Raw genomic sequence first — 14,003 nt, 5'->3', positions numbered from 1 at the left:
ATGTTGAGGGTGTTTTTTTATGCGTGATAGAAAATAAAAAGATGAAATGAAACAACAAGAAAAATTGGAAAGATGAGTACATAAGGTAAATAAAAAGCTCATCTGGGGTGAGCTTTTAATAAAGTGGAAACTTTTATATCAAGCTTGATTTAATTGCCGTCTTGCGTGTTTTAAAGCTGTTCTTATGCCTTCTTCTAGTGTTGGATGATAGAATGGTTTTGCCAATATTTCATCGATCGTGAGTTCTTCGGAGACAATCCAAGACAGTAAATGTGCCATATGCTCCGCAGATTCAACAAAAAGCTCAGCACCGAGCAGTTTCCTTGTTTTTTTATCCACATAAACTTCAATGGCACCTTTATTTTTTCCTAAAACTAATGCGCGCCCTTGTTTTTCATAAGAGGCGAATCCTGTAATAAATTCTATATTTGATTTGGATAGTGCTGCATAATTTTGACCGACCATTCCCATTTCAGGGCTACAGAAGACAATACCCAATGGCGCCAGTGTATTTAAGTCTTGAATTTTTGGGAAATTTAAACAGCTTAAAACAACATTCCTTCCTTCATGTGCTGCTTCATGTTGTAACGGAGTTTGAGTAAATGCGTCACCTACAATAAATATTGGAAAATTAGAAAGTTGTTTAGTACCTTGATGAATAGGAAGATTTTTTAGATCTGAAAATGAACTATCTATATTTTCCAAAGCAAGAGTTGATAAGTTTGAACTTCGCCCTGTTGCTGTTAAAACATAATCTACCCTTATGGTATTGGGTTGATCATTTTCTACAAATGAAACTGCAACACCATGTTCTAAATTTTCAATTGTGTTGGGTAAAACCTCGAATTTAATATTGAGCTCTTTGGAAAGTGTTGTTTGCGCAATTGCTTGTAAACTCGGGCTTGTGAGTACCCCGACTTTTTTACTTCTTGCAAAAATAGTCGTATTTACCCCTAAACGATGCATTGCTTGTGCCAACTCAATGGCAATCACACCACTACCAATGACTGCGATTGACTCAGGTAGGGTTTTAAGTTCAAAGACTTCATCAGATGTGATGAGTTTCTTTCCGATATTTTTTTTCCAATCACGGTTATAGGTCGGGGTTGAACCAACTGCAAGAATAAATGATTTCGCTTGATAATGTTGACCATTCACTTCAACTGTATTGGCATTTATAAACTTCGCTTCACCCTCAATTTTGTGTTTTTCTTCCCAGCTTTCCACATCTTTTAGTGTGGCTCGTGCAAAACGATCACGTAAATTTTGGACATGGTGCATCACTTGATCTGTACTAATTTCTGACTGAACATTTAAGGCAACTTCGTCTGCATGTTGAATATCATGCATTCGATTGGCTGTCGAAATTAAAACTTTACTTGGCATGCATCCGACACGAACACAAGTGGTATCCCATGGTCCTTTGTTAATAATCAAGAGATTAGAGGTGTATTTACTGGCTTCTTTATATGCGCTGATGCCTGCTGTTCCTGCACCAATGATAATGATGTCATACATTGTATAAACCTGATTTTAAATAATAAAAATTACATTAAAAAACATTTTGAAATAGCATATTTACACATATAAATATCTATGGTTACATAGCACTCAAAATAATCTACAACAATTTTTTTGGGGATTCTTACGTTGAGTAAAATTATGGACACTAAGAAGGTTACTGGCAAGTTAAGTGCTATAGCAATTTCAATTTTGTTAGCAAGTTGTGGCGGTGGTGGTGGTTATTATGACGGTAATAATAGCGGCTCAAATAATAATGGTAATAATGGTGGTACGGTTATTGCCGCGGTAAATATTACAAATATTACTTTATATGATGTAAATAATACGGTTACAACGTCTATTACTGCATCAGGCGTTACTGCAAAAGTAAAAGTTACGGATAAAGCTGGAAAAGGTATCAGTGGGGCTATTGTTACTTTTAGTGGTAGCGGAGTAGTTTTTGGTACAACAAACGGTGCAGTTTTAACTAATGCAGATGGGGAGGCGAGTATTTCCGTTAAGCCTGAGAGTTTAAATACTAATGGTGCTTATCAAATTAGTGCGATTGCTGAATATAATGGAACATCTGCTACATCACAGCCACATAGTTTTGCACTACAAGCAGCCAATATAGTCTTAGTCGGAATGGCTGCTGCTACAACTAATTTAGAATCAGGCGCATCAACTAATATTACGTTAAAAACACAGGATACCAATACCAACGTTAATCAAAATAATGTTACTGTGAATTTTAATGCTTCATGTGGTACATTTGAGCCTGCAACAGTAGTTTCATCAAATCAAGGGGATGTAACGACATCGTACAAAGCCATTGGTGCTGATGGAAAATTGTGTGGAGATAAGCAAACTATTACAGCTTCTGGCTCGAATATTACCTCATCAACAATTGAAGTAAATATTGCGGCTGCTGATGCAAATTCTTTAGTGTATACCACGCCTAATGCGGTTAATTTGGGTATAAAAAATAGTGGTTCTACTGCATCTGGTCAAATAGAGTTTACTTTATACGCCAACGGTGTTGCCGCTGCGAATAAGGACGTAAATATTGAGTTAGTTCGAGCGCCAGAAGATTTAAGCTTTATATTATTAGGTAATCGCTTAATTAGAACTGTTAAAAGTGATCCAAATGGTAAAGTGGTGGTCACTTTATATCCTGGTAATAAACCTGGACCTGTAGAAATAAAAGCAACATTAGCATCAAATAATAGTATTTCGGCTTTGTCTAAAAATGTCTCAGTTTCTACAGGAAGAGTTTCTCAAGATGCGCTAAGTTTATCAACATCTAAAAATTCACTACAAGGTGATAAAGATGGTGATACGGCAACAATCAGAGCAAGTATGGCTGATCGTAATGGTAATCCAGTTCCTGATGGCACAACAATTAGTTTTGTTTCTGAAGGAGGAAGTATTACGCCGAACTGTGCAACAGTACAAGGAGTTTGTAGTGTGACCCTTACCACACAAAACCCAAGACCAGTGGATAATCGAGTTACAGTACTAGCGTATGTGGAAGGGGATAAATCATATAATGATGTTGATGGTGACAACATTTACACTGAGGGCGTTGATATTTTAACCAATAATATTGGTGATTTTTTCAGAGATGATAATGAAGATAATTTTTATAATGCTAATCTAGGTGAATATATCTATAAGCGCAGTGCTGGTAAACTTGCATGTGCACTATCTTCTATAGGTCAACCTAATATTGCTAATACCTGTGATAATAAATTAGATGCAGTATTACGTAAACAAATGCTGTTTGCATTTGCAAGTGATACTCCAACATTATATGGAGTATCAGGCGTAAATCAAAGTATGACTGCTATTTCAAACTTTACAAACTTTACTTTTAAAGTTTTTGGTAATACTTCTCAAACTGTTCCTATGCCATCTGGAACAAATGTGAACGTAACAGCAAAAGATAATTCAGAGTTTACTCCTGTAGCACAATTGTCTGATTCTAAAGATGCAAATGGTGCAGTTACTAAGATCATAACTGTTACTGGAGCTGAGCCATATTCAAATGCTCAAGTTAAATTGAATGATTCATACTATTACGCGGTTATTAATGCGAATGGAACTGGTAGTGTCATTATCCCAGTTAACTCTAGTGGTACACCAGAAGTTTTGTATACGAACAAAACCTGTGAAGCTGAAGTTATAACTGGTAGTATTGATGTACCTAGTATAATGTCATTATTTACACCAACAACATTTAAAGACAATAGTCAAGATGTTTTATACAGTGTCAAAATGAAAGGTTGTACAGTAAGTGATGATGTTAAAATTACCATTACTGCGCCTAATAAAGTGACAACTCGAACTATTACTTTATAAATAATAAAAAACAGCGCTTCGGCGCTGTTTTTTTATTTGACGGATGTACCCATACTTACACCCACCGTAGGTCTAACATTCATTGAGCTACACGCAGACAAAAATAGGCAAGAGATTAAGATCAGACCAATTACTTTCATTGAAATATCCAAATTTTAAATCACCATTATTTTAATTCGAATCATTCATTTGCGTGTGTAGTAAAATTATTGTCTTTATTTTTATACTCAATGCTGATTTGGCCTTAAAGTCAGGTGATGATATAAGCACATAGAGCTAAAAGCCTAAATATTGAGACTTTTAGCATTGACGTCAATCATACTTTCAAAAAATTAAGGTGTCGTATACTGTAAAACACGATTACCGTATTGATCGACTAACTTTAACGTCTTGTCATAGACTTGAAAGCCCTTCACTTTATTTAAAGCTTCAGTATATTGCGTTGCGATCTGCATGCTGTTTTGACAAAACATTTTGGTCGAAGCCAATGGTCCGATTGTCATATGTTGCCCTTTCAGTGCATATTGTCCCATGATGCGATTACAGCCATCACTACCACTTATACGCAGATCTGAACCAAATTGAATACTGGGTACATTACGTGAGCCTGAGTCTGGCTTGTATTCCGTTGCACCAATATGGGTGAGTGTCCAATTTTTATTTTGTAATAAACTCAGGTTTTGCACTTGCTGGGTGCTATTCGGTGTTGAGGTACATCCTGTGGCAAAAAATGTAGAAGTTATTAATGTTGCTGCAATGATGGCTTTGAACATGAGTGTTCTCCCTGATCTTGTCATAATTTTATTGCAATAGAAATGAAGTATATCACTGGGTTAATTTAAACATCGTTACATATTATTTTGCCCGTTCTTCGGGTAAACCCAAGCGCATGACTTTAGAGAAATTAACACTACTTTGATATTTAAAATGTGCATATTCATCAGTTCTAGGATTCACATGAGCTTTTTCATACCATTCGTGCATCGACCACTGGTGATTTAAAGCGCCAAGATCATACAAATAATTGGGCAAATAACCAGAAGCAATCAAACGATAATCTGTCGGAAGCTTCTCAGCTGAAATGGCTTGTACCATGTCAAAAACCAAAGTTGTGCAGTTACTGGTTAAGGTGTTATACCATTTTGGATGCTGTGCTAAATCTGCGGATTTCGATAAATATTCTTCAAACAATGCCTGGCTTTCAGCTTTTGGTAATTTGACAGGGAAAAAATAGACTTGTTCACCCCGGATATTGCTGCGTGTATAAACAATATCTTTTTCATCAGCTGCGATGAGACTTAACTCAAACTGTCTAAAGAACCCCCCTATTGCAGAAAAACTTTCATTTTTCTCTTTGCGAATTTCGATTGAGAAGACTAAAGGTCGTTGATTTGAAAAATTAAAACTCACCAATGTATGCGCAATTTGCGGCCCCATCCAGTATGAGGTGATGATATTTACCCCTGTAATATCATCTAAATTATATGTCCGTGTTTCCCATCGCTCATCATATCGATCTGTTGTATGCCAATTGAAATTTCGAACATTATGAATAGTCACTTGAGCACCGTGCTTCTCATAAGTAAAAATTCTGGAAACTTCAGGGCTCCATTCACGGTCTTGCTTAGCTGGAATATTAAAATACCAAACTAAACTTAGAAGAAATGCAATGAGATAAATCAAACTGTCGATTTTTCGACTAAACAGATTCTTGGTGAAATAGATTCCAAGAATGCTCAGCGCAAAAAACGCCCATATGATAATAATAACATAGCTAAAGATTTGCCCCAGCGGTTGCTGAATCCAAATGGCAAGACAGAACCAAATGCTCGTCATGACAACAAATAGGCTAAATAAGCAATGAAGTAAACCCATTCCTAATCTGTGTAGCATTGATTTCGTTTTTAAGCTATCCATAAGCCGCTATTTTTATTGATCATGTTCAGCGCTATTTTCTATATGTTGCAAATTCAAAAGCAATAGCTGTTTTGTCATCAACATGTGACTCACTGGCTACTTTGTGAAATTCCAGAGGAATTTCTGGATAATGTGCATCACCCTGAACGTCCAGATCAACATGTGTAAGTTCCAATCGATCAGCAATGTGAAGCGTCTGTTTGAAAATTTCACCGCCACCAATAATAAAAATACTGGTCGGTTTTTCTGAAGCCAAAACATCAGGAATCGCTTGCTCCAAAGCAGATTCAATACTGTTGGCAGTTTTTACACCATCAAAATGCCAGTCTGAATCACGCGTGATGACCCAGTTTACGCGTTTTGGTAAAGCACGCCCCATGGATTCAAGAGTCTTGCGCCCCATGACAACCACACCACCTTGAGTAATTTCTTTAAAATGCTTTAGGTCTGCCGAGATATGCCAAGGGAGATCATTTGCTTTACCGATACAGTGCTGTTGATCCATGGCAACCACATGGACGATTTCAAAATTTTTAAAGGTCATACACAGTTTACTTCATGATTCATTTGGTGAACCTTCTCCTTGAAAAGAAGGAAAATAACAAATTAGATTATTAAAAATTACACAGCAACAGGGGCTTTAATTGCAGCATGGGATTCATAACCCACGATTTCAATATCTTCAAATTTGAAATCAAAAATATCTTGAATTTCAGGGTTAAGTTTAAGCTGACATAACGGTAGTGGTTCACGCGTTAATTGTAATTTTGCTTGTTCAAAGTGGTTTACATATAAATGAGTATCACCACCTGTCCAGACAAAGTCCCCTACACCTAGACCACAGACCTGTGCAATCATATGCGTAAGCAATGCATAACTGGCAATATTAAAAGGCACACCCAAAAAAACATCAGCACTACGTTGATAGAGTTGGCAGGAGAGTTTTCCATCTTGAACAAAGAACTGAAATAAAGTGTGGCATGGGGGCAAAGCAACGTTACCTGCTTCTTTTGGGTTCCAACCCGATACAATCAAGCGACGTGAGTTTGGATTGGTCTTAATTTCATTGACTAACCAGCTGATCTGGTCAAAGCCATCATTTTCAAATAAACCATTGTCTTTTTGAGTTGCGCCAAAATTACGCCATTGGTGACCATAAACAGGTCCAAGTTCTCCTTCAGGGCGACCAAAACGGGCTGTTTGTTCCGCAGTTGACCATTCATCCCAAATTGATACTTTATTGTCTTGTAAATATTGAACGTTGGTGTCGCCTTTTAAGAACCACAATAATTCCACCACAATCGAGCGGAAATGAACTTTTTTAGTCGTGAGCAGAGGAAAGCCTTTAGACAAGTCAAAACGCATCTGATGACCGAATACAGAACGAGTACCTGTACCTGTACGATCACCTTTGTCACCGCCATTGTCTAGGATATGTTGTAGAAGGTCTAAATACGCTTTCATAGAAGTTCCAATTTGAGAATGGTTGATGATGCAAATGACAGGTTATGTCGCACCATGACCCATTCGTAATACTTTTGAATAGTCTCAGAGTTTATACTAATCTGACTTTGTTTTTAACAAAGATTATTTCTGTTTGTGACTTTAATCGAATATTTAGAGAATTTTAAAATGAGTATAAATTTGAATGAACTTCCAGCAGCTTTGCAGGCATATAAACAACAAATTGCCGCAACTAAAAAAGACAGCATCGAAATATCATTGCAGGCTGCTGAGAATTTAGAAATTTGGCAGAGCAAAGTCGGTGGGAATCCTTATTTACCTTCAGCACAGCAATATCCACAAAGTTCAGAGGGTGAAAATCTACAACTGTTGGCACAGATTAATTTTGAGGAATTACCTGAAAATCAGATTTATCCGAAGTCTGGGATTTTGCAATTTTTTATCAATCCACATGATGATTTATATGGTATGAATTTTGATGATCAACAAAAGCAAGATGGCTTTAAAATCATTTTTCATGACAGCGTTGAACAAGATTCTGCAAATTTACAAACTGATTTTCCAAGCTTTGATGGAGCTGACATTTATAGTCCTATTTCAGGTCAAGCTGCAATTCAGTTTGAGAAATCTGAAAGTTATATCGATATGAATAACTTTGATTTTGCTGAAAAAGTGACAGATCCTTATGACAGAGATGATGAGGAAGATTTTTGTGATCAATATACCGAAGTTATTTCAGCAAATGGGCATCGTTTAGGTGGCTATCCCTTCTTTACCCAAACAGACCCACGTGAATACAACGAGTCGATTCAAGACTATGTGTTGTTACTGCAGATTGATACAGATGATGCGGGTGAGGTAGATATTATGTGGGGAGATTCAGGGGTGGGAAATTTCTTTATCCACCCGGATGATCTCGCCAAGAGAGATTTTTCCAAAGTTGTTTACAATTGGGATTGCTATTAAGCATTTTATGATGAGCGACTAAGCTGATGTCTTTACATCAGCTTTTTTAAGTCATCCGCTCAATAGTTCAGCGGGGTATAAATTAAATAAAATATAAAAAATGTGACTAAATTGACAGTTTAATATGTTGATTAGATTAAGGAAAAGTTTTACCAATGCGGCTGATTTTATTATTGTTGATTATTTTTTATTCAAACAAATCCTTATAAACTTTAAGGTAATTTCAAGAGTTTCAGTAAGTTGAAAGCATACAAATGAGATTTATTAACACTTACATATTTTTTTACATGTTTTAAGTCTACATTTTAAGATTTGCTGATTAGTATTCATGGCTTGTGAAAAGTTGTTATTGGTTTAAACAAGGTGGTTTGAATCAATTCAAAAGGGCAGTTTGAGGACAGTACATGATTTACGACCACAATGTTAATATGAATGAATACGTGAATCCCACGGTTCATATTCAGATTCGATCGGAAAATCAAAATAATAATTTTCGACCAGAAGAATACTTAAAAAGTAAAGCCTTTGAAAATTTTAAAAATCAAACCGAAGCGTTTAAGAAAGAAAGTCTAATCGATATTAGCAAATTCACTGAAAAACTTGTCAGCATGTCGAGAAGCACCACAGCACACCGCTGTGCAAGATATGTGAGGATTGCGCTAGAGTCAGCAGGTGCTCGTTTTTCTGATCATCCTGTAGCAGCATCGGATTGGGGTTCAACCCTGACAGAAATTGGTTATAAGCAAATACGCCCAGATTTTGATAATCCTCAAGAAGGTGATATTTATATCATCAACAGTACAAGCCGGCATCGCTATGGGCATATAGCAGGTTTTACAGGCACACAATGGGTTTCTGATTTCAGACAACGTAGTTATGATGTTTATAAAGATCCCAATGTAACATATGAATATTATCGTCTTGAAGCCTAGTTGACTCGCCCACTTTTCTCAAAATACCCAATACAGAAGCAAGTTTTAAATCATTCGTTTGCTTTTATATTGGGTATTTTTGATTGGATGAGTGTTATTTAAATCGTTTAGCACGATTTTGATAGATTGATACAATAAATAGACCCAATGCAGTAAAACCAACCGCTTGAATTGATGTCCATAATTTATGTGATGGCGGCAATAAAAACAAAATCAGCAACAAACCGAAAATTGGGATGATCGAAAAAATAATTTTAAAGTCTTGCCTATTCGGGTGAGCTACGGAAAGTTTTAAGCGCAATTGGAACAGAATATGGATCAATACACCCAATAATAGACATGCAACTGTGAAAATAGGGCTTAACTTTTCAATCGAAGCACAAGAGTAAATGATTGCACAGGTCAAGATTGAGCTGATCAATTTAATTTCATGGGTACAACGTGAGGAATACCAAAAATCTAACATTATTTAGACACGGATTGTGATGTGTTTTTATTGAGCAAGGATAAAGGCGAAAAAATACATACTGTCAAAACCATAAAACCGATCCCTTGTGCGCCCGGAATTAAAATTTCACCGTGATTCATATTTTTGAAAATCAATACCAAGAGCAAGGCTAAGGGAATCCATGTCAATAAACGATAGAATAGTCCAGTTGGATTTTTCGCAGCAAAATGGATTTTGCAGTACCGACAGATCAAAAAAATAATTCCTGTGCCTGCAAAAAGCAAAATATTATCGGTTGTTAAAGGTTGATACCCATACAACCCAATACTGAGGATTGCCGATAAGATGAAGAAAATTAATTTCTTGGTGATTGAGACTTTAGGATCAAACCAAAATTCAAGCATAGTAATTTCATTAAAATTGGACCTTTCTAATTTAGCATAAAAAAGGTGAAGCATAGCTTCACCTTTTTAAACTTAAAACGAAATGATTAAGTGTTTTTTTGTGGTCCCCAATCGAAAATTTTCTTCTGGTACGCATACCAAATCATCCATAGGCCTACAAGAATCATTGGGAATGAAAGGATTTGTCCTTTGGTCATCCAACCAAACAAAATATAGCCCTGATCTGCATCTGGTTCGCGGAAAAATTCCATAAAGAAACGCGCACAACCATACCCCATTAAGAAGATTGCAGAAACTGCATAACGTGGACGAGGTTTGGCACTATAGAACCAGAGAATCAGGAACAGCAACAGACCTTCACATAATGCTTGATAAATTTGTGAAGGATGGCGAACTAAATGCAGTGGGTCAGTTGGAAAAATCATACCTAAAGCAAAGTTAGGATCAGATACCTGACGACCATACAACTCACCGCCAATAAAATTGCCAATACGACCGAACATTAAGCCTGTGGGTACACAAGGTGCTATAAAATCAAGGGTTTCAAACCAAGTCTTTTTATATTTATGACACCACAGCAGCATGGCAATCATTACACCAAGAAATCCCCCATGGAAACTCATGCCACCTGTCCAGACTTTAAATAGCCAGATTGGGTCCGCTAAGAATTTATCGAATTCATAGAACAGGACATAACCGATACGACCACCTAAAACGACACCAAGTGCGCCATAGAACACCAGATCAGAAACCATTTCGGCATTCCAGTGATCGCGTTGTTTGGCACGATAATTGGCAAGCCCCCAGGCACACAAAAATGCCAGCAGGTACATGAGTCCATACCAATGAACTTTGATTGGACCCAGTGATATCGCAACCGGGTCAATATTCGGGTAGGTGAGCATTCCTAATCCTTGATTTTCTATTTTGCACAGATTTTAGCTGAAAGATATTAAAAATGTTGTACATTCAATGTGTAAACTTCATGGAATGTGTTTTATGTGTATTGTGGCATTGGCTTGGCAGGTTTTAGATGACTTACCTGTATGTTTGATCTCCAATCGTGATGAGTTCTATCACCGTCCAAGTACTCAATTACAACAGTGGATGGATCGTCCAATTATTGCCGGACAAGATCTGCAGTCGGGTGGAACATGGATGGGGGTTACTCCGCAGGGGCGATGGGCAATCGTCACTAATTATCGTGATGGTGCGGATAAAAAGATTTATCCCACTACGCGAGGTGATTTGGTGCAAAATTTTTTAGAATCGAAGCAAACACCTATCCGTTTTGCTCAAGCCTTTGAACAACGCCAGCGAGATTACGCAGGTTTTAATTTATTTATAGGTGACCAACATCAAGCCGTTTATATGAGCAATCGTGGTGAAGCTCCTCAGGTTTTATCTCAAGGCGTATTTGTGGTTTCTAATGGGTTAATGTCTGATGATTGGGAGAAAACCAGACACCTTCGTAAACGTTTTACTCAAGAATTTTTACCTATGCTACAAGTTGCTGTTATGCCTGAATCAGATTTACAGCATGCTGTCTGGGATATTTTGGAAGATGAGCGTAAAGTTATTCCCGATTTACTTCCTAACACAGGGATCAATGCAGATATGGAAGCATTATTGTCTTCAACATTTATTCAAAGTCCCATATATGGAACCCGTTGTTCAAATTTTTTGAGAATTGGGCATAAGAAGATAGATTGGATCGAAAAAACACAACAAGGCGAACATGCTGGGGAACGTGTGGAAATTAAGTGTAATATTGAAAGATAAAAAACCATACAAACCGAAACCTGTATGGCTTTAAAAAGAAGATACTGTTGATTAACCCACAATGATGCCGCCATCTTTGCGTGTGATCACGACTGTTGCTGAACGTGGGCGAGCAACTTTATTATTTGCATCTTTCTGGGAAGCGGGCCAATGGCTTGACGGTTTATCATAGCTTGGTGAATCTTCACCAGGGTGTTGAACATTGATGAAGATTGCCTTGTAGTCTGGTGTCATGGTTACACCCGTAATTTCACATTGCTTCGGACCTGTAAGGAAACGACGCAGATTCTCATCGGTCACTTGCTTACCGACAATGGTTTCCTGTCCCGATGAAGTGACTGCTTTTGCACCATCACCCACTTTGCCTGGCAACGCGGCAAGCATCATACAGTTTGTTGTATCGGTATAGGCACCATCATCGGTTTGAATCCAAAGAACACCACGTGGATCAAACCACATGCCATCTGGGGAAGATAGGTCGTTATTATCATTTAAACCTGAAAGGTTAATGTTGCTCGCCATTTTTGCTTCAGCACCAAATAGATAAATATCCCAAGTGAAGCTTTCCGCTGTGGTTTTATTGTCTTTCTCATGGAAGCGGATAATATGACCATTGACATTGCCTTTACCGCCTTCAGGATCACTATAGTTTCTTGGATTGGCAGCATCTAAAGCATGTGTTGTGCCACGATTTGAGTTGTTGGTGAGCGTAACATAGACTTCACCATTTTCAGGATTTACTGCAACCCATTCTGGACGGTCCATTTTAGTTGCTTTGACGGCATCGCCGGCAAGACGAGCAAATGTGGTCACCTCAGCTTGAGATTTAAATGGGTAAATCGTGTTGCTGTCATTTAAACCATTTTTTCCATATGCCAATTCTATCCATTTACCCGTACCATCGCTATTGAACTGAGCCACGTAAAGTTTGCCACTGTTCATATATTTATCGCCAGCACGGTAACCACCATTTACATCTTTGGCATCCCATTTGGCATCCGATACAAATTTATAAATGTATTCACCGCGTGAATCGTCACCCATATAAAAAGCCAAATTCTCGCCTTCGATTAAACGGCTGGCACGGCAATCTTCATGCGCAAAACGACCTAAAGATGTACGTTTAACGGGGTTTGAACGACTATCAAACGGATCAATTTCAACGATCCAACCAAAGGTATTGGCACTGTTTCGGTAATCTTTATCTGCTGTTTCTGCGATTGTTGATGAATTCCAGCGATCATATAAATCTTGGCTTTCAATTGCACCAATTGCAGTTTCCCAACCATAACGAGAACTTGCACCATCTTTTAAGCCATAGCGATTGAGTGCAATAATTTCTGAAGCGGAACGTTTTGAATCATCTCCCTTATTACGTACAAAATACCCAATAAAGTTTTCTTCTGTGGTGAGATAGGTTCCCCAAGGTGTATAACCATTACCGCAGTTATTATGTGTACCACGTGTCTGCTTGGCCGTAGGTGAATATTTGGTTTTAATCAAATCTGAACCTGCAACTGTCCCTGCAAAGTCCATCACTGTAGATGCGGTAATACGGCGATTAAATGGTGAGCTTTTAACAACTTCTACTTTTTGAGTAGTGGCATCTTTTTTTAATTCGATAATGGATACGCCGTGTGCATTCATTTCACGAATAACCTCATCTTCTGGGCGGCGACCATTAACTTTGGTCGCGCCTTGAGGATGCAAAAAGGTTTGATTGATGTATTCATGGTTCATGACCAATAAACCACGGTTTGATGCTTTGGCATCATATTTGGCTGTATTGGAATTTAAACCAAAATAGCTCATCCCATCATGACAGTCTCCTGAACGTGCAGTAAAACTTACGCCTGATGGGACATTATTATCATCCCATTCAGCAATATTTTGCGTAAGTGGATCACCTAGTGCATACAGTACATTGGCTTCATAGCCCGTCGGAACAGTAACAATATCATTGAGATTCTTTGCAACAGGTGTGAAACTGAGCTTTTCGGGTTTTTTTATTGAGCTGTCGGTATTTGATTGACGATCATTGTCATCATTACAACCTGTTAAGCTAGATGCCAAAGCTAAAGCTGCTGCACCACTGGCTGTTTTTGTAATTAGGCTACGACGAGAAATCCGTTGTTCTAAAATATCGCGGAAATGAATGTTATTTGAAGTATTGTTGTCTAACTCTTGATTTTCATGATATGGCGTGAGGTCTGACATAAGATTCCC

13 protein-coding genes are annotated in these 14,003 nt (G+C 37.7%); 4 read left to right on the top strand and 9 right to left on the bottom strand.

Going from position 1 to position 14,003, the window contains the following annotated elements; all coding sequences use genetic code 11:
• Window positions 1–138: 138 nt before the first annotated feature.
• Window positions 139–1,518 (bottom strand): dihydrolipoyl dehydrogenase, encoded by a 1,380-nt coding sequence (locus OSH00_RS17675; protein ID WP_266131518.1) that lies wholly within the window; start codon window positions 1,516–1,518, stop codon window positions 139–141.
• Window positions 1,519–1,662: 144 nt separating this feature from the next.
• Between OSH00_RS17675 and OSH00_RS17670 the strand changes: the two genes are divergently transcribed.
• A complete protein-coding gene (locus OSH00_RS17670; RefSeq protein WP_266131517.1) occupies window positions 1,663–3,864 on the top strand; it encodes an Ig-like domain-containing protein in 2,202 nt (733 codons plus the stop codon).
• A gap of 332 nt (window positions 3,865–4,196) precedes the next feature.
• On the opposite strand, the gene OSH00_RS17665 is transcribed toward OSH00_RS17670, so the two are convergent.
• The 4 genes from OSH00_RS17665 to thyA all read right to left on the bottom strand — a co-directional run bounded on the left by OSH00_RS17665 (window position 4,197) and on the right by thyA (window position 7,245).
• Entirely contained in the window at window positions 4,197–4,637 is a 441-nt protein-coding gene (locus OSH00_RS17665) for an META domain-containing protein (RefSeq protein ID WP_266131516.1), read from the bottom strand.
• Window positions 4,638–4,719: 82 nt separating this feature from the next.
• On the bottom strand, window positions 4,720–5,781 hold the full coding sequence (locus OSH00_RS17660; protein ID WP_266131515.1) for an Lnb N-terminal periplasmic domain-containing protein: 1,062 nt from the start codon (window positions 5,779–5,781) through the stop codon (window positions 4,720–4,722).
• A 31-nt stretch (window positions 5,782–5,812) separates the two neighbouring features.
• Window positions 5,813–6,325 (bottom strand): dihydrofolate reductase, encoded by a 513-nt coding sequence (locus OSH00_RS17655; RefSeq protein WP_196074572.1) that lies wholly within the window; start codon window positions 6,323–6,325, stop codon window positions 5,813–5,815.
• A 77-nt stretch (window positions 6,326–6,402) separates the two neighbouring features.
• Window positions 6,403–7,245 carry a thymidylate synthase gene (thyA, locus tag OSH00_RS17650; protein ID WP_196074571.1) on the bottom strand — a complete coding sequence of 281 codons (843 nt, stop codon included), beginning with the start codon at window positions 7,243–7,245 and terminating at the stop codon, window positions 6,403–6,405.
• Between the two features lie 168 nt (window positions 7,246–7,413).
• Between thyA and OSH00_RS17645 the strand changes: the two genes are divergently transcribed.
• On the top strand, window positions 7,414–8,211 hold the full coding sequence (locus OSH00_RS17645; protein WP_266131514.1) for a YwqG family protein: 798 nt from the start codon (window positions 7,414–7,416) through the stop codon (window positions 8,209–8,211).
• Window positions 8,212–8,615: 404 nt separating this feature from the next.
• Complete coding sequence (locus OSH00_RS17640; protein ID WP_196074569.1) at window positions 8,616–9,143, top strand: CHAP domain-containing protein; 528 nt, start codon at window positions 8,616–8,618, stop codon at window positions 9,141–9,143.
• Window positions 9,144–9,237: 94 nt separating this feature from the next.
• Here OSH00_RS17640 and OSH00_RS17635 read toward each other — a convergent pair whose 3' ends face one another.
• From OSH00_RS17635 to lgt, 3 genes are all read right to left on the bottom strand, one after another.
• On the bottom strand, window positions 9,238–9,609 hold the full coding sequence (locus OSH00_RS17635; RefSeq protein WP_266131513.1) for a hypothetical protein: 372 nt from the start codon (window positions 9,607–9,609) through the stop codon (window positions 9,238–9,240).
• Entirely contained in the window at window positions 9,609–9,995 is a 387-nt protein-coding gene (locus OSH00_RS17630; protein ID WP_266131512.1) for a hypothetical protein, read from the bottom strand. The genes OSH00_RS17635 and OSH00_RS17630 overlap by 1 nt, the downstream gene beginning before the upstream one ends.
• An 86-nt stretch (window positions 9,996–10,081) precedes the next feature.
• Window positions 10,082–10,900 carry a prolipoprotein diacylglyceryl transferase gene (gene lgt, locus OSH00_RS17625; RefSeq protein WP_266131511.1) on the bottom strand — a complete coding sequence of 273 codons (819 nt, stop codon included), beginning with the start codon at window positions 10,898–10,900 and terminating at the stop codon, window positions 10,082–10,084.
• Window positions 10,901–10,994: 94 nt separating this feature from the next.
• Between lgt and OSH00_RS17620 the strand changes: the two genes are divergently transcribed.
• A complete protein-coding gene (locus OSH00_RS17620) occupies window positions 10,995–11,777 on the top strand; it encodes an NRDE family protein (protein ID WP_266131510.1) in 783 nt (260 codons plus the stop codon).
• Window positions 11,778–11,828: 51 nt separating this feature from the next.
• Here OSH00_RS17620 and OSH00_RS17615 read toward each other — a convergent pair whose 3' ends face one another.
• On the bottom strand, window positions 11,829–13,994 hold the full coding sequence (locus tag OSH00_RS17615) for a PhoX family protein (RefSeq protein ID WP_266131509.1): 2,166 nt from the start codon (window positions 13,992–13,994) through the stop codon (window positions 11,829–11,831).
• Between the last annotated feature and the right edge of the window lie 9 nt (window positions 13,995–14,003).

This window comes from Acinetobacter nematophilus (assembly GCF_026344175.1).
Classification (GTDB): Bacteria; Pseudomonadota; Gammaproteobacteria; order Pseudomonadales; family Moraxellaceae; genus Acinetobacter; species Acinetobacter nematophilus.
This window is presented reverse-complemented; position numbering and strand designations above follow the sequence as displayed.